Source organism: Bacteroides fragilis NCTC 9343 (assembly GCF_000025985.1).
Classification (GTDB): Bacteria; Bacteroidota; Bacteroidia; order Bacteroidales; family Bacteroidaceae; genus Bacteroides; species Bacteroides fragilis.
The window spans coordinates 4955791-4977047 of sequence record NC_003228.3 but is presented as its reverse complement, the minus strand read 5'-3'; the positions used below and the strand labels follow the sequence as shown (position 1 = coordinate 4977047).

Genomic DNA, 21257 nt, shown 5'->3' with positions numbered 1-21257 from the left:
GTGTGTGGTCGTCTCTATGATTTGTTTAATACCCGCCTGATTATCAACACTAAATTACGATATATTCGTATTTTATTGATTCGCAAATAAATATATGTATTGTTTCTCGCTGAAAAGTTTGCTTTTATTAAATGCAATCCTTATTTTTGGAGAAATAATTTTAAGCCTTATTTATTGATAAACAGGCAGAAGAATGAAGCGGAATATATGTTTTTACTTGATGCCTTAGGGGATTGATACGTTGCTCATGAACCCAAAGCTTTGTTGCAAAACGACTAATATGAAACAGAACACCTTTTTTGTTAATGTATGGACCTTGATGCTGATTCTGGGTCTTATTGCTTGTGGAGAGAAAAAAACGCAGGTGAAAACAGAACTTCAGAGAATAGAAGCTTTTGCATTTGATGTTAATGATGATTATTTACAAAGCTATGCCGGTACTTTTTGCTATTCTACTTCAGCCCGGATCGATGGTAAAGAGTGTCTGATTGTTTATAATGGAAAACTTCATTCCATTGACATCCTGAATCTGGCTGATCGCCGGCCATTAAAGCAAATAGCTCTGGCTAAGGATGGTCCGGATCAGATACTTGCTCCCAAAGGGATCGGCTATTATAAAGATTCGTTTATCATACTGAATACCGGTGGTTTGTATCGGGTTGGTCAGGATGGAAAAGTGGTGTCTAAGAAACTTCTCAATGATTTTCCGCAGATTAAGGAAGAAGGGTATGGAATAGCCGTTCCCGATCTTACTGTTTACTTTAGCGTGTATAGCTTCTTCGGATTTGATGCTGCGAATGGAAGAGTGGCTTTACCCCTCTACTTTTATGAGAAAGATACTACGGGAGAATATCCGAAGAAAGTGCTGATTGTTTCGTGTGACGATTGGAATATACGGGATGAAGTGGAGATACATTGTCCTGATGTGATAAGGAAAGAGGGAGATATGCAATTACTGGGTTGTGTCAACGTGCTTCCCTACGGTGACCGGTTGATTTATAATTTCCCTGCGTCTTCCAAAGTTTATGTTTACGATCTGTCTGCAAAAAAGAGTAAAGAATATGATTTTCCTTCTACCTTTACAGATCCTTTTTTCCATTTACCGGATATAAATGGGTCGGAGCCCGGTTTCGGATGCCTCAAAACCGGTTATTATTTCCCATTGTGTTACGATGCCTATCATAATGTGTTCTGGCGTATTCAACAGGGGCCTTTAGATGGTCATGGAGTGGGAGGAAAGCCCTTTTCCGTCATGTGTATATCACCTGATTTTTTGAATAGTGCAGAGTATGTGATTCCTGCCGGTGCATCTATCTATCCCGATTTGGCTTTTACAGATTCTTTGATCTTGTTGCCGTATACGGGAGGTGATAAAATCGGTGAAAACAATATGTGCTTTTATGGACTGCAATATAGAGAATAGTAGTTGTGGAAAGGACTGCTTGGAGGCGCTCCCGTTAATTAATTTAATTTCATAGGGTATGAAACTGTTTATTTCGTCATTGTACTTTATGTGGTCTGCTGAATTTGATCTGTATAATACAGATCAAAGGTTGTGATATAATAATGACATCTTAAAATGAATTCTGTATGAAAGTTTTGTATGTAATTTTTATATGTGTTTTGTATTCATGTATGCAAAATGTTGAGCCGGATAATAAGATAAATGTGGGTGCAGCAATGAATGCTTTAGGAAAGATAACGGCACAGACAATATCTTCTAATGTGAGATATGTAGCATTGGAAACAAATGATAGTAGCCTTGTGGGAGAAATGCCGGATATGCGGGTGTTAGAGCATGCCATACTTGTATCTTCCGTAAATCAATGCCTGAAACTTTTTGATCGATCTACCGGTAAATTTATTCGGGATATAGGTCATGTCGGAACAGACCCGCAGGGATATGCTAAAGATGCTTGGGGAAAAGTGAACTATTGGGTTGATTATGACCAAAACATAATATATGTTTTAGGTTGGGGTAATGATTTAATATTGTATGATTTAGCTGGTAATTATAAAGATAGAATTTGTATAGATGATAATGTACGCTATAATTTGCAGCAAAGCTATCTATATGTTACTTATGGTAAACTATGGGGACATAATAAACTTGATATTTCCAAGTCACCCTTGTTTTGTATAGACGAAAACTCTAATCACATTACAGATATAGTAGGTTTACCGATAGATTTACTTCCTATGGATGATTTACAATCTATATCGGAACTTTTAGGGGATTATGCATCTTATGGCGGTGATTTGACAATGGCTTCATTTGCCAATGGTGGAAAGTTTTACACAGCCATTAATAGTCCTTCCTTATGGCGGTTTGAGAATGATATTAGATTAAAACAAACATTCAACGATACGATCTATACGCTGTCGGATAGTAAAATTAAACCTTATTTAATTTTCGAGCTAGGGGATTGGGCTTGGCAATATCAAGATCGGTTGGAAGAAGGTGGATGTGAAAAGAAAATCATGATTGATTATGCTTTGGAAAATGAGAGATGTATTTATTTTCATTTTCATACAGGGTTCTATACTAAAAATAGGCAGGCTTTTTGTGGACTATATTATAAAGCTGATCATAGAGTTGTGTTGATGTGCGGAGATAGACTGTTGGATACAGTTAATAGACAATCTCTCAGAGTTAGGGGAGTAAGTTCTGATGGCTGTTTTATAGCTCTGCTGCAACCTGATGAGTTGTGTGATGAAGTGAAAAAGAAAACGGGTAGTAAAGAAGAAGACAATCCTATAGTGGTAATATTGGAGTAAAAGAACGAATGTTTTTTTATAAAATTCAAAAGAAGGTATAGACTAAATATTGTCTTTTATAGGAGTGGACCATAAGAAGGTTTTTGGAAGAACCGTTGGCATTATATTGGTGGATATAGAGGGCTAAAGTAGGTATAATGGTAAAATTGACTTGTATTACAAGCTTGTAACTGTCCGGGTATTTAGGGTTAAAATCGTGCGCTTCATGTCTATTGTACTTATATACAGTGGTTTATATCGCATTATTTTTCATGAATTTGTCCGGGTAGATAATTTGCGAATTGGTTCAACATGATTTAACTTTGAACCAAGGAGGGAGGTCCCTTTTTGAGTGATGTAATTCAAATCTGTTAGCCATGGATAAAATAGAGTTTAGAGAAGATAAGATAACGTTTTCATATAAGAAATCTTATGGAGAATGTTTGTATCAGGATTTAATTGCTGTGGAATATAGCAAGCCTTACTGTATATTACAAATAGGAGGTAGGAACAGTATTCTGTTTTTAATAAGCCTACGTGTGATTCTGGAAAAATTGCCTGCCGATTTTCTGCTGATAAATAGAGGAATTATAGTAAATAAAGAGCGTATTGTAGATTGTGTACTTCAGGACGGGGCATATCATATAAAGATGGATAATAATAAAATTTATAGGATTAGCACTCGTAAGCTGGCTACAGTTAAGAAATATTTTATGGTACAAAATGATACTATTTAGGTTTAGGTTATAAAAGATGTATGGGAGAAAAAAAACTGCAAAAAAAGATTATATACTACGAAAATGTAGTATATTGTAGCCGTGAAAACATTTGCAGGGAGATTCTCGTCTCTAATATTGGATAGTGGGGACCTTATGCACAAACAATAAATCTTAATTCAATTGTGGCTATGAAACACATGTCCTTATTGCTAATCGGCGTATTTGTATTATTGGGGTGCAGTTCCAATAAGAAGCAAGAGCCTATATCCAAGTCAGGAGTACCTGTCATTAATCTTTCTGAGGATGTATCGACTGTACCTTCACTTCTTTTGAGTGAGGCGGCGGAGAAATTGGAAATTGTTCCTTTGGAAATGACAGATGAATCTGTATTGAGTGATATTACGGAAATGCAAGTAACTGATCATAATATATGGATAGATCATGGACGCGAATTCTATATTTATCGTTTTTCCCGTACGGGAAAATTTCTTAATAAAATAGGTAGCATCGGCCAGGGTCCGGGTGAATATACCACTTATTCAACTTTTCTTGTCGATGAAGATAAAAAAGAGGTGTATATTATAGCCAATACTAACGGTGTTTTAGCATACGATTTTGAAGGAAACTTTAAAAGAAAAATTATTGACATTCAAATGATTTTGCAGTTGTTTTCATCTCCGTATGATCAATATATCTTGAATAATCAAAAATTCTTTGCTACTCAAAATTTCGGATTGTATAGGCCGATAGATAAAGATTCATTGTGGTCATTCGTTTCTTTGGGCGACGACTTTCAAAAAAAGAAATATTTTAAAAATCCGGCGCATGTAGGTAGAGAAGAACAGATTATAGCCAACCGTGCCAATATGGACCGAATGGTTAATTATTGGAGGGAATATCTAACCAGTATGGATACTTATAATGCCCAATTGACCCTTAAATATCCGGATACCGATACTATTTATTGTTATGATGATGCGACAAACCAACTTTCGCCTCAATATGCAATCTTTACAGATGAAGAAAAAGGGGATTATGAAGCTACTCATTTATGGTTTAAAGACAGAAAGGCTTTCGATTATTTTTCCATTTTTTCTTATTATCCGACTAAAGATTTCATTTATTTGGTAGGTAGTAAAGGCGAGGAGGTATATACCTATTGCTATAATAAAAAAGATGGAAGTGTTAGATTGCAGAAACGACAAAGCACAATAACCGAGCGTGATGTGCCCTGGTTCAGCTTTCCTTTGCGCCAAATGAAACGTGATTTTGTGTTAGATAATGATTTAGGTGGAGGTGATTTTACTGTTGACAGCCGTTCTTCCGGTAAATACTGGATAGATATATTAGAACCTGGCGGTGATGAAAACTGGATTGATATAGACCAAATAAAATCATCTACTGTAATAGATGAATCCAAGAAAAAGGAGCTAATCCGAGTTTTGGAAAGTGCGACTGAGGATAGCAATCCGATTTTGATGATTGCAACTTTAAAATAATAGAGTAGGTTCCTATGATGGAAAAATATGTTGTTTCTAATAAATAAATTGTGATGAAGTCTATATTATTACTAATAATTACGCTATTGGGATGCAGTTCCAATATGAAGCAAGAGCCTATATCCAAGTCAGGAATACCTGTCATTAATCTTTCTGAGGATGTATCGACTGTACCTTCACTTTTGCTGAGTGAATCTGCTGAAAAACTAGAAATTGTTCCTTTGGAAATGACAGATCAATCTATGTTAGGTGAAATAAGACGAATACAAGTGACAGAACATGATATATGGATTCATGATTTTAATAAATTTTATATTTATCGTTTTTCCCGAACGGGGAAATTTTTGAATAGAATTGGCAGTATAGGGCAAGCTCCAGGAGAATATGTCAATTTTTCAACCTTTCTCGTTGATGAATATAAAAAGGAGGTCTATATTATTTCTAATAACAATGGTATTTTGGTATATAATTTCAAGGGAGAGTTTAAAAAGAAAATAGTTGATCAGCAGACAATCAATAATCTATTCTCATCTGTATATAGTCAATATATCTTATATAATGGAAATTTCTTTGCTGCTCAGAATATAGCTTTATATAAATTAATAGATAAAGATTCATTGTGGTCTTTTGCTTTTTTGGACACGGCTTTTCAAGAAAAAAAATTATTTAAGAATCCAGCACATATGGGTAGAGAAGAGCAAATTATAGCTAACTGTGTCGATAAAGGTAGAATGATTAATCTTTGGATGGAATATCAAACCAGTATAGACACTTACAATAATCAACTGACCCTTAAATATCCAGATACTGATACAATTTATTGCTATGACGATGCGACGAATGACCTCTTGTCTCAATATGTAATTTGTACAAGAGAAGAGAAAGGAGACTATGAGGTTACTCACTTATGGTTTAAAGATAGAAAGGCTTTCGATTATTTTTCGATCAAGTCCTACTATCCGACTAAAGCTTTCATTTATTTGGTGGGTAGTAAAGGCGAGGAGGTATATACCTATTGCTATAATAAAAAAGATGGAAGTGTTAGACTGCAGAAGCGACAAAGTGCAATAACCGAGCGTGATGTCCCCTGGTTTAGCTTTCCTTTGCGTCAAATGAAACGTGATTTTGTGTTAGATAATGATTTAGGTGGAGGTGATTTTACTGTTGACAGCCGTTCTTCCGGTAAATACTGGGTAGATATATTAGAACCCGGCGGTGATGAGAACTGGATTGATATCGACCAAATAAAATCATCTACCGTAATAGATGAGTCCAAGAAAAAGGAGCTAATCCGAGTTTTGGAAAGTGCGACTGAGGATAGCAATCCGATTTTGATGATTGCAACTTTAAAATAGAAGAATTATTATTGAGAAGTTGGAATACTCGTATTCACCTTCTTATTCATTAAATAGGTAGTGTAAATGAAGCAGATCTTTTTATTTTTATTCATTTTCCTGTTTACCTCCTGTATTTCAGGGGGTGCCAAGCAAGAGCAAGTTAAGGTTGTGGATCGTACCATTCGCATTGGCGATGCAATGGAGCATCCTGTTCCAATGAAACTTTCAGCTTTTGTTGATAGTATTACTTATGTTCCTTTAGAAACAACAAAAAGTTATGTAAAAGATAAGATGCTTATTTCTTATGTAAAACCCTATTGGGGCGTTTATCCGGGAAGCTTATTTGATAAAGAAGGACGATTTGTAGCAAATATTGGTGCACTGGGGCAAGGGCCAGGTGAGGAAAGTGGTTTTGGATATAGTATTTTCTATGATCGTGATCGCAACATCTTTTATACACAAGGAGACAAGATTATCCAGTTTGATGCAAAAGGAAAATTTACAGGAAAGGAAATTAGGATTGCATATCGTGATAAAGGTATTGAGGGAAAAATAGCTTCTGGATTAAAAAATGTATATGCTATGGTAAAGTCTGGAAAGGACTATTTGATCGTAAATTATCCTGATTCTATCTTTTGGATGGATGCCGAATTAAACGTTCGACATGGCGATAGAATAATTTCGGATAGCCTATTTCTCACCCCTTCGGGAGTTGGTGGAGGAATGCCTTATACTTTTTCTGATTATAAAGATACGACAATTTTCTATAACTGTTTTACAGATGCTATTTATACAGTAACGGATACAGGGCTCCAAAAGCGGTGGACTCTTGAGTTTAAAGGTTCAAAGGCGGATAATCGGTGCTTTTTGAATGATTATAAGAAATTGTATTTAGATGAGTATGTTAAAATAGTCTCTTCGTCAAAAGGAAATGTAGAAACAATGAAAGAGAAAGCACAGAATAGTGAATTAGCTCAATTAATTGATAATAAAAAGTGGGTATATCATGTCAGTGAGGGAGAACGGTATTTGTTTTTATGGTGGTTGAATCTAAAGGCTTTTTCTTCGGCCTGGAGAGGATATAATGAATCACATATAGCTCTTTATGACAAGAGGACAGGGGAGGCTGTAGCCATAGCCGGAGATGGTCTGATAGATGATATTGATAATGGAATGACATTTTTTCCACGATATGGTATTTGTAATAATGCAATGGTTTCTTCTGTCTGGCCGTTTGAACTGAAAGAATATATTCAAGAGAAGAAAGCAAAAGGAGAAGCCGTGAGTGATCGTCTTATTGCACTTGCTGATTCACTGGATGATGAGCAAAACCCGATTCTTGTAATTGCTCATTTAAAGAAATAGCTAAATATAGAGTTTGTTATTTGGTCTTGTGTGAAAAATATTATGTATTTTTACTTCTAATTTAATGATGGACAAAGCTATGCGAATGATATTGATACTGGGTGTTATGGTATTGGGCTTCACGGCTTGTAGTAACAAAAAAACAGTGGATCCTAATCCTGTTGTTCGAGATAATATTATTCATTTGTCAACTGCGATAAAGAATGTTCGGGAGGAAATGATGCTTTCGGAGCTGGTGGATAGTGTCAGTTATATTCCTTTGGAAACGAATCCGAATTGTATGTTAGGTAATTATCAGCGTTTGACCTTTTCTCCCCAATACATATTTTACTCAAACTATTGTTTTGATTGGAATGGGCAGTTCTTGTTCCGTATTGGGAGCCAGGGTCAAGGGGCTTGTGAAGATATCTATGTGCATGTGGCTGATATAGTGTATTTGAATAATCATTTCTATGGGAATGCCTCTAAAATAATAGAATATGATGACCGGGGGAAGTGTACAGGGAAAGAGCTTAGCTGGTTTACCCAGAAAACAATGGACACTGCACCGGTTGGACATTTGGTCAATCAGGTTTGCTTTGCTCCGGCAGGAGAAAACCTGATGTTTTATAATTTTCCGGATACGGTTTATTTCATAAATACGGATTACGAGTTTGTAGCCAAACGCAGTATGATGCCGTGGGGCAGGAAAGGGGGCGCACCGTCCATGAGTGGCGGAGATCCTCGTTTTAAGTACACGAGTTACTATAAAGATACGACCTTATTTTATAATTTTTATACGGATACAGTTTTTACTGTTACCCCCACTTCCCTGATGCCTCGCTGGGTGGTGGAGTTAGATGAAGAATTACGGTTTCCTACCCGGTATCTATATGAAGATGGATTGTTGTCTGAAGCTTTTAAATGTTGGGAATCGGGTAATTTGGAAAACGCAAAAATGATTAAACTGCTGGATCACAAATATATGGTATCCGGTGTTTTTGAAACAGAGCGTTTTGTTTTTTTATCTGTCTATGAATGCATGCCATTCAGGGAGCTGCGCAAACTGCCTGAGACTCCTCCATTAACAGCTATTTACAATAAACGTACGGGTGAGACGTTTGCCGTGAAACAGGTTGTAGATGATCTGGGTGGAATGAAGGCTTTCTTTCCTTCTTGGGGGGCGTATAATGAAAAGCTTTTAGCTACCATCTGGCCTTATAAGTTGAAAGAATTTATAGAAGAGGAACAGTCTGCCGGACGGACTGTGGCTCCACAAATACTGAACTTGATGCAGCGCGTGCGAGAAGATGATAATCCGGTTCTTATAATAGCTCATTTGAAAAAATAGATTTGTCTGTTTATCGAAATCTAGAATGTTGGATTGTTGTTTTAAATATAAATTGGTATGAATAAAGTTCGATTGGCCTTGTATTTGGGTATATTGGTGCATCTGATCGGTTGCTCTTCTTTTCATTCAGAGAAGATTGATTTGTTAGCTCAGGTGCCATCTGATTGTCCGATTGTTGAGATGACCAGTGTTTTAGATAGAGAGGACTCCATCTCAGTGAAGGAATTGGTAGATAGCATTTCGTATGTCCAGTTGGATAATTTTGTGAAATTGCCGGTTCGTGCCAGTATACTCAGTATGGCGGTAACTAAAGATTATATTTTCGTATTGGCCGGTAGTGATGCGGGAGTTTTTAAATACGATAGGAAAGCTTATAAAGAAGATTATATCCAACGATTATTCGTCTTTAAAATTATGGATTGGAGCTGATGAATTCAAGGAATTGCTTTATCTGAATCAGGAAGGCGGTTCAGAGGGCACTACAGAAGTCTATGATTATGATGGTAACTATCAAGGAAATATTGCTGAATTGTATAATATGCCATATCATTCTCAATATGTACATCGACTGAATGAAAAATTCCTGGCTGCTTTTTCACCATGGTGTATGCCATTGACTGATAAGAATTATTTTGGCGGAGCCGTATTTTCAGAAAAGGGGGAAATGGTACATCAGTTGAACTATTTTGTTCCGTCTGACACTTTGGCTTTGTGTAAGGTTAGCTATTATAGTTTCACTTATCAATCAGATGGAAGCATGTTGGTTTGGAATAATGGGGGAAGTGGCAGCCCAATTGTTCAGCCTTATACCACTTTGTATAAGGTAACTGTTGATTCTATTTTTCCGGTGTATCGTTTGTTTAATGGTAATACACGCGATAAAATAGATCATGTTCAAGGAATTGGAGTCAGTGGGAACTCTTTGGCCATAGAAACAGACTCCAGTCTCTATTTATGTTGTTATCATCCAAAAGCTCCACATCCGTGTCCAACTTTATGCTTTATGCGATATGATATAAAAAATAAGGTTCTTCAGGGAGTCAATTATCCTCCTAATGGTATTTCCGGAGGATATATAAACCATTTGAATGGTGATATTCCAATCCGTTTCCAGTATTCGTTTCCTCTTCAAAAGATTTATGTATCGAGTATTAATTCTGGCGAAATAGAGCAATTGCGAAAGTCGGGGTATATCAATGCAAATAGTGATGAAACACTGAGAAGCAACAAACCTGGAGATAATCCCATTTTGATATATTATCATTATTAATCATTTAAAGTTACCGGTATTATGAAATCACTTTTATTTTTTTGTTTAAGTACATTTCTCTTTTACTCGTGTAGTAAGAAAGAAAATAGTCTTTATCCTGTAATAGACTTAGCCGATGCCATCGAGAATCCGGTGGAGAAATCTGTATATGATATTGCGGAAAGTGTAGAGGTCGTGCAATTAGAGACGAATGATTCGTTACTGATTCCATACGTGAGCCAGTTAATAATGACCGATCAGTATTTTATCATAGGATATGGTAAGAAGTGCTCTCTTTTTTCTCATTCCGGAAAATTTGTTTGTGATATAGCTCAGAAAGGAAGTGGTCCGGAGGAATATACAATGTTGATGAATTTGCTTTATATAAACAATCGTGTTTTGATTACAGACTTAAATAATAAAGTTAATGTTTACTCCTTAAATGGGAAGTTTATTGAATCCTATCAGGCACTTCCGGACATGTTTTCTGCCATTTATCCAATGTCGGACAAGAACTTTATAGGTTTTAAAGCTCAGAGTGGAGGAGATGAAAAAGAACGTCTTGTGTTCTATCGACGGGATGAAAAGAGGGGGGCTATTCCATATCAACAAAACTATCAGGCAAAAAAAGTTTGTTTCTTCCCTCATGAAGCCCAATTTTCATCTTTACATGATAAGTTGTACTTTAAGCAGTTGCTTAATGACACTATTTTCTCTGTGGATACGGTAAAGCACTCTCTTTCTCCTGAATATATAATCGACTGGGGAAAGCTGAGATCTAACGATAGATTGCGCTACTCTTTGGAAAATCCGGACGAAGAATTGTTTTTGCACATGCCATACGTTCCTTTGTTCAGTATGACTGCTAATGGATTAGTCTTAGGGGCTATTACAGTAGACATAGATCAGAAGAAGCAATATTACTTAACTGCATTCTATGATAAGGCAAATCATCAGGCGGATCTTTTCGAACTAAAATTATCAAAAAAAGAGATGGATTATTTTGGTGAACCTACAGGTAAGCTTCCTCCTTATCTGGAGGGTGATACTTTTTTCCCGGAGTATATTTCCCAAGATGGCAATTATTTGATTTCTGTCAGAACTCAACCTTTAAAAGAAGAATTGAATCCTGCGTTGATTGTAGTGAAGCTGAAATAATGAATATGGCCTGACACTGATAGATTTCTGATTTTTATATAAGTATTAGTAGCTGCGGAACTAATAGCCTGTTATTTGGGACAGGCTATTGCGCATTAATGTCTCTATTGGTGCTTGAGGGATGTTTAGTTCGTGTAACAGGCTAAGAACCAGATAAACTTCGCATAATACAGGCCGATTATTTGTATCCGGAAGCAACTCTGCTATCCAATTTATCAGGTGGAAGAGATATTCTTTTATTTTTAAGGCTGTGGGAGTGTTGAAGTTTTCTCTTGTACATAGACGTGAATAGAAATAGTAAGCTAAGCCCGAAACTCCTTTTCCTAATCCAAGGTCAGTCAAAGACTTTTGTTCAATGACTGAATATACAGCGGAGTCTATTTGATGTAGTATTTCATCACTATTGCCTTCGACCAGTTTCTTTTGCAGTAAATATTCAATTCCCGTTCCAATGCCACATAACCCATTCTCGTAAGTGATAGGAACAGCCAGAGAGCAGTGGTCTATTATCTTGTTCAGTAATTTATCTGCCTCCTCTTCTAATTCTGTATCGTTCGTTTTTTGGCTTAATTGAAAAAGCTCAATCGTTCGCTCCATCCACCTTGATAAAAGTCGATCTTTGATTTTGTCCATAGAGCTATTGTATTTGCAATATAGCTCTTTTAATACTTGCCAAGTGTACTCTTGATGCCATGGCTTTATACTTCCGGTATAATGAATGATGATGATGTCGGATAACATTTCAGGGGTATGCAAAGTTTCACTGGTAGTGAAATTATAGATATTGGGAATTAGCTTTATTTTGCCTTTACATATACAATTAATTGCATCTTGATCCTGATATCGATCCCGGTTTATATAAATTGATGTGTGTTGCAATAGCTTTTCCTGTATTTTATCTTTTCTAAGGTCTTTCAGATTCAACAGCAGTACGCCTGCATTGATGTATACATCCTTTTCCGCTAGTTCCAGTATCTTTCTATAATTGATTCGTCTTATAAAGATATCATCCACTCCTGCACAATAATAACCTTCCAAATCCAGTTCCCACAATGGCTCTATGCTGCCATTGATTACTAAATCTGCATCCAGATATAGGGCTTTATCCAGATTGGGAAAAAGATCTGCGATGGCATAACGATAAAGAGTGTGTTCGGTGATGTATCCTCCTTTTTTCTTGAGTTGCTTGAATGATTCTGAATCTATCATTTCCCATTGGATAGTTACACAGGTAAATACATTTTCTATTTCCTGAAGGAGCTCTTTGCTTTCTAACGAAATATAATCTGTCAGAATGTATATGCTTATATTCAAATATCTATTATTCTCAAGAATAGATACTATAGAGGTACAGCAATGGTCAATGTATTCTTCATTGATTGCAAAGAAGATTGGTATTATGTTTTTCATGCTTGTGTGGTTAAAAAGGATTATTTGTCAGAGGCAAATATATCTGTTTTTTAGATATATTTCTGTTTATAAGGATTATTTCTATAGGTATATGACGTTCGGTATAAAAAAAGGCTACGTTCGGTACATCTTTTCTGATAATATTTGGATATGAAGTAAGGTGGGCATACCTTGCAAATCTAATAGAATAATATTGTAGCCGGTTAATAAGAAGTTGAAAATCTATATTATGAAACACTTATATATAATTGATCAATGTAGTTCTGCATCCCTTTATGGTATAGGCACATATATTCAACAAATTATTAATATTTGGAGAATGGATGTTTGTAGTGCGTTGACAATTGTAAAGTTGGAATCTGGCACTAATGTAATAGAAGAAGGGTGGTCAGATGGAGTTCGATATTTATGGTTTCCTTCTGAAACAGAGGAAGAAGAGATGCGACATGAAAGTTACTGTTTGGATTTAGCAGAGTCGCTGAGATTTTGTATGAATGAAGAAGAAGATAATATATTTCTGGTAAATTATTTGAGTCATTCAGAACTCATTCTGAACCTAAAGAAGATTATTTCTAGTTGTCGTATTATAATTGTAATACATTACGTTGGATGGTACACCATGAAAAGGAGAAACGGAAGCTATTTGGAATGTCTTCTGGGTAAAGTATCCACTGACAGGGATGCTACAGAGAAAATTGTCTATAAAGAATTTGTTGCAAATAAGGACTTTTTTCTGAAAGCAGACAGAGTGGTCTGTTTATCGGAGCATACTTATAATTTGCTTCGAAATGTTTATGGGATTGTGGAACAAAAAATAAGATTATTATATAATGGTCTGGTGGACGAAGCACGGATTTTAGATATAGAACAGCGTAAAATTCAAAAAGGTAATTTGTCATTTAAAGTGGAAGATCAAATAATTCTTTACGTGGGACGACTAAATCAGATCAAAGGTGTGTACTATCTAATTAATGCATTTCGAAAGCTTTTAGATTGCTTGCCTAATGTTCATTTGTTAGTGGTAGGTGATGGGGATTATTCTGCTTATTTGTCTGAGTGTGAGGGTATTTGGAGCCATGTTACTTTTACTGGTCGAATCAGAAAGGAGAAATTATATCAGTTATATCAAATATCAGATATAGGTGTTCTTCCTTCTCTTCAAGAACAATGCAGTTATGTTGCTATAGAAATGATGATGCATGGAATACCTCTCATTGGCACAGCTTCTACAGGTTTAGAAGATATGATTCAGGAAGGGCTAAATGGATATGCTATATCTATAGAGGATGTGGATGCTTACCCGGAAGTATTTATTGAGAAATTGAAATCCAGTATGGTTCGAATTTTGTCTTTATCAATTGACGAAAAGAATGCTATGCGGCAGCAAAGTAGAAATGTCTATTTGAAACACTATACTTTGAATGTCATGCAAGAGGGAATGAAAGAGCTAGAGTGGATTTGAAAGGCCACTCTGCTGAATTTATAGTATTAACTTATAAAAATTATTATTATGAAAAAAATTTCAGTATTGAAACTTGGTAATCTAGACAAAAAATGTCTGGAGGAGAAAGAAATGGATCGATTGGTTGGAGGTAATTATTGTGCGGGTACTACTGCAAATCAGGTGGCCAATACTTACGCAGGTAAATGTTCTTGTATGTGTGAAGGAAGTGGGGTATACTCTTACTATAATACAATTAACTCGGAAGCTCATCTATATAAATCTAATGGAACAATAGTAAAATGATGAAAAATCTGTGCTTATTGTAAATAAGTAGTTTATGCTTAGAAAGAATGATAGGAAGGAGTGGGGGCGATTGCGTTTTCCACTTCTTGCTTATTTAAATATTATTGTAGATGGAAAAAATATATTTGTTTTTATTTGTTTCTCTATTCTTGTCCTGTTCTTCACATAGTGTAAAGCGGGAGGAGGTTAAGGTTATTGATTCTATTATTCGTATTGGAGATGCCATAGCTAACCCTCTGTCGATGAGTCTTTCTTCCTTTGTAGATAGTATTACTTACGTTCCTTTAGAAACAACTAAAAGTTATGTAAGAAATAAGGAGCTTATTTCTTATGTGAAGCCATATTGGATTGTTTTTCCAGGAGATGTATTTGACGAAAAAGGGCGATTTATATCACATATTGGTGCATTAGGTCAAGGTCGTGGTGAGGAAACCAATGGCTGGGGATATAGTATTTTCTATGATAACCATCGGATGTTTTTCTATACAATTGGAGATAAAATCATACAGTTTGATACCAATGGGAAGTTCACTGGAAAAGAAACTCGAATATCTTATCGTGAAGGAAATGCAATGCAAGTAGCTAGGGGATTGAAAAATGTTGTTGCTTTGTTGAAAGCAAATACAAAATATGTGGTGATAAATTACCCGGATTCTATCTTTTGGATGAATTCTGATTTAGAGATAATACAAGGTATTCGAATTATTCCAGATAGTTTATTCCTTGATCCTCCGGGAGATGCTAATGGAATGTCATATACTTTTTCGGAGTATAAAGATACAACTCTTTTTTATAATTGTTTCACGGATGCTGTTTATGTTGTAGCTGATGTTGGTCTACAAAAACGATGGGACTTGGATTTAAAAGGATTAAAACCAGACAATCGTTGTTTTTTAAATGATTATAATCGATTGTATCTGCGAGAAATGTCTAAAATTGTTCGTTCCTCAAATGGGAATGAAAATGTAATAAGATCGAAAGCTGAAAATTGTGAACTAGCTCGCTTGATTGATGATAAGAAATGGATAAGTCGTGTATATGAAAGTGAACGTTATGTACTGATATCTTGGGTCAATTTAAAAGCTTTTCCAGGTTGGAGAGAAATAAAAGAGGGGCCGCACTTAGCTTTTTATGACAAGCTGTCAGGAAAGACAGTAGCTGTTGCAGGAAATGGTTTAATAGATGATATTGATGGTGGAATGATATTCTATCCCTCACTTGGGGTGTCTGGTAATACGATGGTATATTCTGTTTGGCCGTACGAACTGAAAGATTATGTTCAGAGGAAAAAAGAGGAGGGAGGAACAGTAAGTGAACGCTTAGTAACTTTTGTAAATTCATTGGATGATGAACAAAATCCAATTCTTGTGATAGCTCATTTAAAAAAATAAGTATATATGGAATCTACTATCTATTTTGAAAGTAAAAGGGGGAATGGATATTTGTATGATATGCAAAATTCATCCATGGTAAATTGCCATCCCATAGTTGAAGAATTAATGAAATTGCCATCAGATAAAAATAGGAGTAATATATACGGTTTTCTTCAGGAGAAATTTCCTTCAGTGCCGATAGAGGAGATAAAGTTTTATTATAGAAAATATAATTATTTAAAAGAAAATGGTTTTTTTAAGTGTGTTGATTTGAAGAAATATTTGGCAGGGCGAATTTCTGATGCAATTGTAGTGCAACAGTTGGCTAATGTGAATAATGTAGTATTCCAAGTTACACATCAATGTAATTTAAATTGTGTCTATTGCTGTTACGGAGACTTATATGATCATGCAGGTATGAATACACGAAATAATTCTATGAGTTTTGAGCAAGCTAAGAAAGTGATTGATTATTTAGTTGATTGTTGGAATTCAGATCTAAATTTGTCACAAGGTGGAAATATCATGTTTGGTTTTTATGGTGGGGAGCCTTTGGTTAATTTTGAATTAATTGAGCAAATTGTAAAATATGCAAAAACGTTTCAATTAAAAAATCATTTGACTTTTTTATTTAGTATGACAACTAATGCCATATTGCTAGATCGCTATATGGATTTTTTGGTGAAAAATGAGATTTCTTTATTGATAAGTTTAGATGGAAACCGTGTGCATAATCAGTTGAGAATAGATAAAAGAGGAAAGCCCTCATTTGACAGGGTCTACGCTAATGTGAAATTATTGGCAAAATGTTATCCTGACTATTTTAAACGTAAGGTGCATTTTAATTCTGTTTTGAATCATTACTCTGATATAGAGGAAGTGCATCGGTTTATTTATGGAGAGTTTAATAAAGTTCCTGGGATAGAAACGATTACCTATTCTGGAATAAAGTTGGATAAATTGAAATTATTTCAGAGGATATATCGTCCTTTTATAGAGTCTACTGAGTTATTAAGGACTCGCGAAAAAAATTCAGTTCAAATAAAGGAGGCAGGTTATTTTTTCTATTATCATATAGGTAACTCGTACAGACATTACGTAGAGTTACTTTTGAATAAGAAGAAAAAAAAATCACGTATACCTGCGGGTACGTGTTTGCCTTTTGGAAGAAAGCTTTTTGTGACTCCGAGTGGTGATTTGTTGGCCTGCGAAAGAATTGGGTTTCAACATGTATTGGGGAAGATAGAGGAGGTCGTAAAAATTGATTGTGTAAAAATTGCGGAAAAGTACAATCGCTATTATGAGGCGATAAGTAAGCAATGTGAGCATTGCTATCAAGCGGATTTTTGCCCTCACTGTCTATTTCAATTCGATTTTAAAGGCGGTCTTCCTGTCTGTGAAGTTGCTATGGATGAGAACGAATATAAAGAATATTTAAGCGATAAGATTTCTATGTTGGAGATCGCTCCAGATTTATATAATAGTGTTAATACAATGATTTTTGCGTGATGAAGAGATTTTGGTTTTTTTTAGAATCGTATGTTTTCGTATGGACAAACCATGAAGCCGTATTGCTATACGATTCTCTGTCTGGGAAAGGAGTGACATGGAAACTTACAGATCCTGTCCGTACGATTGTTATGGAATTGATGAAAAAAGAGAATTTGTATTGTATGGAACTAACAGAGGATGATTTGAATGTTCCTGAAGTAACGGAATTTGTGTCCGAAATTCGGCGAAATTTTATCGGTGACTTATATTCGCAGGAAGAGTTTAGGCAGAAACCATTAGTTATTGTGCCTGAAGTTAGTGTGAATGAGAATTTGGAAAATGATGTCGAAACAATGAATAATTTGGAGCTTTTTGGACAAAAAATTGTAAATAATCTACGTGTTGTAACGATGCGTCTGACCGGTGAATGTTCCATAAATTGTCGTTATTGTCAAACTGTTGATAAACAAATTGTATGGTGCCGTAAACAAGATAATCGGCTTTCCTACAATGAGATATGTCGTTTGTTAGAACAGCTTAAACACACTCCAGTCACTTTAATTAATTTTGTAGGTGGAAATGTACTGTCATATCCTTTCTTAGATGAGTTGTTGAATGAACTTAAAAAACATTCTTTTGGAAAGTGTTTTTATCTTTATTATAAACAATCTGTTGATTATGAGCAGATTAGAGCTAAGCTATTGAATGACCCATCTGTGTCTATAAAATTTTTGATTGATTATCCTGTAAATGAATATGCAATAAGTGCCTGTGTTGCTTTACCTAATGAACGTGTAGAATACTGTTTTGCAGTGACTTCTGAAGAAGAATTTCAAGAAGTGAGCCGAATTATTGATGTTTATAAATTGAAAGCTAATATTTATCCATTTTATACAATTGATAACTTGGATTTCTTTGAAAAATATGTTTTCCAGACCCTTGAGGATGTGATGGCTTTGTGTCGAACGAAAAAAGATATTTTTGCTCACCAGTTAGTGAATACGCACTTTTTTGGTACATTATACATTGATTGTGACGGAAAGGTATACCCAAATTTTAATTCAAAGTCAATAGGAACAATTGATGGTTATGTAAAGGACTGGGTATTTCAAGAGATGAAACAAGGGAAGATGTGGCATTGGACTCGTGATTCATTGCCTGCTTGTAAAGAATGTTTATACAAATATCTTTGTCCTTCACCCTCTAATTACGAATTAGTAATTGGAAAACCTAATTTGTGTCATGTTAAACCGTGGAAATGCTAGCTTATCTTCATAATACTCGGTTGGATGTCGTGGCAGTACTTCCTGTTTGAGATAGGAAAAGAGGAATTGTATGAAGAGTCAGCCGGAGTTAGGAACTTAATAAGGGGGCAGATATGCAGGCTATTATATTGGCAGCAGGAATGGGTAGGCGTCTGGGAGAATTGACCCGGTACGACACTAAGTGTATGATTGAGGTGAACGGTATCCGGATCATAGATCGGTTACTGGCAAACCTGGCAGTCGCAAGACTATCGAGGATTGTGCTTGTGATTGGTTTTCAAGGTGACAAACTACGGGCGTATCTGGGAAATGAATATTGCGGAATTCCTATTTATTATCTGGAAAACCCTTACTATGCATATACTAATAATATTTATTCTCTGTTTCTGGCACGGCACCACTTAGCGTCTGATGATACTTTATTGTTAGAATCGGATATTGTTTTTGAGAAGAGAATACTTGAAAGAGTGCTCGAAGAACCGTATCCTGATGTAGCAGTAGTAGACCGTTATAAGAGTTGGATGGACGGGACTATGGTGACTGTGGATGAAAAGCAGTTTATTGTGGACTTTGTATCTAAACATACTTTTTCGTACGAAAAAACTTCTACTTATTTTAAGACGGTGAATATCTATCGTTTTAGTAAGGAGTTTTCTGTAGGTAAGTACGTACCTTTTCTGGAAGCCTATTGCAAATGTTTTGATAATAGTGCATATTACGAACAAATACTGGCCGTTTTGTCTTTGTTGGATAAAGCCGGGTTGAAGGCTTTGCCGCTTGAGGGTGAAAAGTGGTATGAGATAGATGACATGCAGGATTTAGATATTGCCGAAACGCTATTTGGTAAGAAAGAAGGGCTTTTGTCCGGTTACCAAAAACGTTATGGAGGGTATTGGCGTTTTCCTTTCTTGTTTGATTTTGCTTATCTGGTGAATCCACATTTCCCGACAGAAAGGATGCTGGAAGAACTGAAGGCTAATTTTGATAAACTGCTCAGGCAATACCCTTCGGGGAGTTATGTAAACAGGCGATTGGTGGCGAAGCACTGGAACATTCCTGCGGAGGCTGTCGCGGTGGGGAATGGCGCGGCAGAGTTGATAAGAAAGCTGATGGAGCTGCTTCCCGGTAGAATGGGGGTGATTCTTCCTACATTTGAAGAATATCTGGTGCGTGATGACCGGATAGAGACTTTCTTGCCGTTGGGGCCAGGTTATCGCTATACCGTAAGCGACCTGAAAACATTTTTTGAGGATAAGGGAGTGACTTCATTACTGTTGCTGAATCCGGATAACCCCTCCGGAAATAGTATTCCTTACGAGGATTTGATTTCATTAGCGGGATGGACTCAGGAGCGTTCGATACGGCTGATTGTGGATGAGTCTTTTATTGACTTTTCGGAGGGCGGAGAGGAAACTTCTCTGATTGATGACAAGATATTGAAGGAGTATAATCATCTGGTGGTGATAAAGAGCCTGTCTAAGTCACATGGAATTCCCGGATTACGATTGGGAATTGCTGTTTCCGGTGACCATAAATTAATGGATGAATTACAGCAGAAACTTCCGGTCTGGAATATAAACTCTTTGGCGGAGTACTATTTACAGATTCTGGACAAATACACCATCGCCTACCGGCAGGCATGTGCCCGCTTTAGAGAGGAAAGAGCGCTCTTTTTTGAAGAACTTCAGGAGGTAGGCTATTTAGCGGTATTTCCTTCACAAGCAAACTTCTTTTTATGTGAAGTGACCCATAAGTACAGCGCCCGAGAGCTTGCGGAAGTTTTGCTGAGAGAGCATGATATTCTGGTAAAAGACTGTAGCTTGAAGAGGGGAATGTATGGAAAGCAGTATATTCGTATTGCTATCAGGAGTAAAGAGGAAAACCGGTATTTGGCCGGAATATTAAAATATAAATTATGAATATAGATATAAAGGAGGCACATCGGAGGATGCTTTATTTATTGCAGTCTTTCGATACTGTCTGCAAGAAGCACGATATTGATTATTGGCTCGATTATGGTACACTGCTGGGAGCTATCCGGCATCAGGGGTTTATTCCTTGGGATACAGATACGGATGTGGGGATGTTAAGGAGTGATTATGCACTCTTTCTGGAGAAGGGTGTACCGGAACTGCCTCAGGATATTTTCTTTCAGACTCCGGAAACAGAACCGGCCATGGCTCCATGGAGCTGGTTGGTTGAGGCGCGGTTGAGAGATCGGCACAGCCGGTATGTTCCGGATAAAAAGACTCCGGTCGAGCCGATGCAGTTCGGTGGATTACAGTTGGATCTTTTCATTTATGATTGGGATGGTAAGTATGAGAATGCTTTGTCGAACAGTTTTGAGCGGAATTTGAGTGAGAGCCGTATTCATTTGCGGCTGGATGAGGTGGAATATCTGGATACTGCACGATTTGAAGGAGTGGAGTTTCCGGTTCCGTCAGGATACGATGCTTATCTGACCCGTTGTTATGGAGATTATAGAACGTTTCCCCCGGAAGAGGAAAGGCAAATTCCGGAAGTGGTTGCCTGGTCGGTGTAATAAAATGATTGATTA

The 21257-nt window shown here is 36.3% G+C and carries 18 protein-coding genes; 17 read left to right on the top strand and 1 reads right to left on the bottom strand.

Annotated features, from left to right (window positions below):
* Positions 1 to 280 precede the first annotated feature (280 nt).
* The 10 genes from BF9343_RS20510 to BF9343_RS20465 all read left to right on the top strand — a co-directional run bounded on the left by BF9343_RS20510 (position 281) and on the right by BF9343_RS20465 (position 11414).
* A complete protein-coding gene (locus BF9343_RS20510) occupies positions 281 to 1423 on the top strand; it encodes a DUF4221 family protein (protein WP_005803933.1) in 1143 nt (380 codons plus the stop codon).
* A 167-nt stretch (positions 1424 to 1590) separates the two neighbouring features.
* Positions 1591 to 2778 (top strand): DUF4934 domain-containing protein, encoded by a 1188-nt coding sequence (locus tag BF9343_RS20505; RefSeq protein WP_010993762.1) that lies wholly within the window; start codon positions 1591 to 1593, stop codon positions 2776 to 2778.
* Positions 2779 to 3134: 356 nt separating this feature from the next.
* A complete protein-coding gene (locus tag BF9343_RS20500; protein ID WP_005791209.1) occupies positions 3135 to 3494 on the top strand; it encodes a LytTR family DNA-binding domain-containing protein in 360 nt (119 codons plus the stop codon).
* A gap of 170 nt (positions 3495 to 3664) precedes the next feature.
* Positions 3665 to 4975, top strand: a complete 1311-nt coding sequence (locus BF9343_RS20495; protein WP_041926283.1) for a 6-bladed beta-propeller — start codon at positions 3665 to 3667, stop codon at positions 4973 to 4975.
* Positions 4976 to 5028: 53 nt separating this feature from the next.
* A complete protein-coding gene (locus BF9343_RS20490; RefSeq protein ID WP_010993760.1) occupies positions 5029 to 6330 on the top strand; it encodes a 6-bladed beta-propeller in 1302 nt (433 codons plus the stop codon).
* Between the two features lie 66 nt (positions 6331 to 6396).
* Positions 6397 to 7677: a 6-bladed beta-propeller gene (locus BF9343_RS20485; RefSeq protein ID WP_010993759.1), complete on the top strand. Its 1281-nt coding sequence runs from the start codon at positions 6397 to 6399 to the stop codon at positions 7675 to 7677.
* 79 nt (positions 7678 to 7756) lie between these two features.
* Entirely contained in the window at positions 7757 to 9007 is a 1251-nt protein-coding gene (locus BF9343_RS20480; RefSeq protein WP_032528278.1) for a 6-bladed beta-propeller, read from the top strand.
* 57 nt (positions 9008 to 9064) lie between these two features.
* Positions 9065 to 9436, top strand: coding sequence for a hypothetical protein (locus BF9343_RS24085; RefSeq protein ID WP_010993757.1), 372 nt, complete (start codon positions 9065 to 9067; stop codon positions 9434 to 9436).
* Positions 9348 to 10277 carry a hypothetical protein gene (locus BF9343_RS20470; protein WP_224223195.1) on the top strand — a complete coding sequence of 310 codons (930 nt, stop codon included), beginning with the start codon at positions 9348 to 9350 and terminating at the stop codon, positions 10275 to 10277. Before BF9343_RS24085 ends, BF9343_RS20470 begins: the two co-directional genes overlap by 89 nt.
* 21 nt (positions 10278 to 10298) lie before the next feature.
* Complete coding sequence (locus BF9343_RS20465; protein ID WP_005791219.1) at positions 10299 to 11414, top strand: 6-bladed beta-propeller; 1116 nt, start codon at positions 10299 to 10301, stop codon at positions 11412 to 11414.
* A gap of 60 nt (positions 11415 to 11474) precedes the next feature.
* On the opposite strand, the gene BF9343_RS20460 is transcribed toward BF9343_RS20465, so the two are convergent.
* A complete protein-coding gene (locus BF9343_RS20460) occupies positions 11475 to 12824 on the bottom strand; it encodes a glycosyltransferase family 8 protein (protein ID WP_010993755.1) in 1350 nt (449 codons plus the stop codon).
* Between the two features lie 229 nt (positions 12825 to 13053).
* Between BF9343_RS20460 and BF9343_RS20455 the strand changes: the two genes are divergently transcribed.
* From BF9343_RS20455 to BF9343_RS20425, 7 genes are all read left to right on the top strand, one after another.
* Positions 13054 to 14286: a TIGR04157 family glycosyltransferase gene (locus tag BF9343_RS20455; protein ID WP_025814616.1), complete on the top strand. Its 1233-nt coding sequence runs from the start codon at positions 13054 to 13056 to the stop codon at positions 14284 to 14286.
* Positions 14287 to 14334: 48 nt separating this feature from the next.
* A complete protein-coding gene (locus BF9343_RS20450) occupies positions 14335 to 14571 on the top strand; it encodes a TIGR04149 family rSAM-modified RiPP (RefSeq protein ID WP_008770117.1) in 237 nt (78 codons plus the stop codon).
* Positions 14572 to 14681: 110 nt separating this feature from the next.
* Complete coding sequence (locus tag BF9343_RS20445; RefSeq protein WP_008770119.1) at positions 14682 to 15962, top strand: 6-bladed beta-propeller; 1281 nt, start codon at positions 14682 to 14684, stop codon at positions 15960 to 15962.
* 6 nt (positions 15963 to 15968) lie between these two features.
* On the top strand, positions 15969 to 17453 hold the full coding sequence (locus tag BF9343_RS20440) for a radical SAM peptide maturase (protein WP_008770120.1): 1485 nt from the start codon (positions 15969 to 15971) through the stop codon (positions 17451 to 17453).
* The gene (locus BF9343_RS20435; RefSeq protein ID WP_008770121.1) at positions 17453 to 18700 is read left to right on the top strand and encodes a TIGR04150 pseudo-rSAM protein; all 1248 of its coding nucleotides are present in this window, start codon (positions 17453 to 17455) and stop codon (positions 18698 to 18700) included. Before BF9343_RS20440 ends, BF9343_RS20435 begins: the two co-directional genes overlap by 1 nt.
* Before the next feature lie 113 nt (positions 18701 to 18813).
* A complete protein-coding gene (locus BF9343_RS20430) occupies positions 18814 to 20619 on the top strand; it encodes an aminotransferase class I/II-fold pyridoxal phosphate-dependent enzyme (RefSeq protein ID WP_010993752.1) in 1806 nt (601 codons plus the stop codon).
* Complete coding sequence (locus BF9343_RS20425) at positions 20616 to 21242, top strand: LicD family protein (protein WP_010993751.1); 627 nt, start codon at positions 20616 to 20618, stop codon at positions 21240 to 21242. Before BF9343_RS20430 ends, BF9343_RS20425 begins: the two co-directional genes overlap by 4 nt.
* Positions 21243 to 21257: the final 15 nt, after the last annotated feature.

Coding starts and splice junctions, on each gene's coding strand:
- BF9343_RS20435 (WP_008770121.1), top strand. CDS start 17,453: ATGAAGAGATTTTGGTTTTTTTTAGAATCGTATGTTTTCGTATGGACA.
- BF9343_RS20490 (WP_010993760.1), top strand. CDS start 5,029: ATGAAGTCTATATTATTACTAATAATTACGCTATTGGGATGCAGTTCC.
- BF9343_RS20425 (WP_010993751.1), top strand. CDS start 20,616: ATGAATATAGATATAAAGGAGGCACATCGGAGGATGCTTTATTTATTG.
- BF9343_RS20510 (WP_005803933.1), top strand. CDS start 281: ATGAAACAGAACACCTTTTTTGTTAATGTATGGACCTTGATGCTGATT.
- BF9343_RS20460 (WP_010993755.1), bottom strand. CDS start 12,824: ATGAAAAACATAATACCAATCTTCTTTGCAATCAATGAAGAATACATT.
- BF9343_RS20500 (WP_005791209.1), top strand. CDS start 3,135: ATGGATAAAATAGAGTTTAGAGAAGATAAGATAACGTTTTCATATAAG.
- BF9343_RS20465 (WP_005791219.1), top strand. CDS start 10,299: ATGAAATCACTTTTATTTTTTTGTTTAAGTACATTTCTCTTTTACTCG.
- BF9343_RS20450 (WP_008770117.1), top strand. CDS start 14,335: ATGAAAAAAATTTCAGTATTGAAACTTGGTAATCTAGACAAAAAATGT.
- BF9343_RS24085 (WP_010993757.1), top strand. CDS start 9,065: ATGAATAAAGTTCGATTGGCCTTGTATTTGGGTATATTGGTGCATCTG.
- BF9343_RS20480 (WP_032528278.1), top strand. CDS start 7,757: ATGCGAATGATATTGATACTGGGTGTTATGGTATTGGGCTTCACGGCT.
- BF9343_RS20430 (WP_010993752.1), top strand. CDS start 18,814: ATGCAGGCTATTATATTGGCAGCAGGAATGGGTAGGCGTCTGGGAGAA.
- BF9343_RS20505 (WP_010993762.1), top strand. CDS start 1,591: ATGAAAGTTTTGTATGTAATTTTTATATGTGTTTTGTATTCATGTATG.
- BF9343_RS20485 (WP_010993759.1), top strand. CDS start 6,397: ATGAAGCAGATCTTTTTATTTTTATTCATTTTCCTGTTTACCTCCTGT.
- BF9343_RS20455 (WP_025814616.1), top strand. CDS start 13,054: ATGAAACACTTATATATAATTGATCAATGTAGTTCTGCATCCCTTTAT.
- BF9343_RS20440 (WP_008770120.1), top strand. CDS start 15,969: ATGGAATCTACTATCTATTTTGAAAGTAAAAGGGGGAATGGATATTTG.
- BF9343_RS20495 (WP_041926283.1), top strand. CDS start 3,665: ATGAAACACATGTCCTTATTGCTAATCGGCGTATTTGTATTATTGGGG.
- BF9343_RS20445 (WP_008770119.1), top strand. CDS start 14,682: ATGGAAAAAATATATTTGTTTTTATTTGTTTCTCTATTCTTGTCCTGT.
- BF9343_RS20470 (WP_224223195.1), top strand. CDS start 9,348: ATGCGGGAGTTTTTAAATACGATAGGAAAGCTTATAAAGAAGATTATA.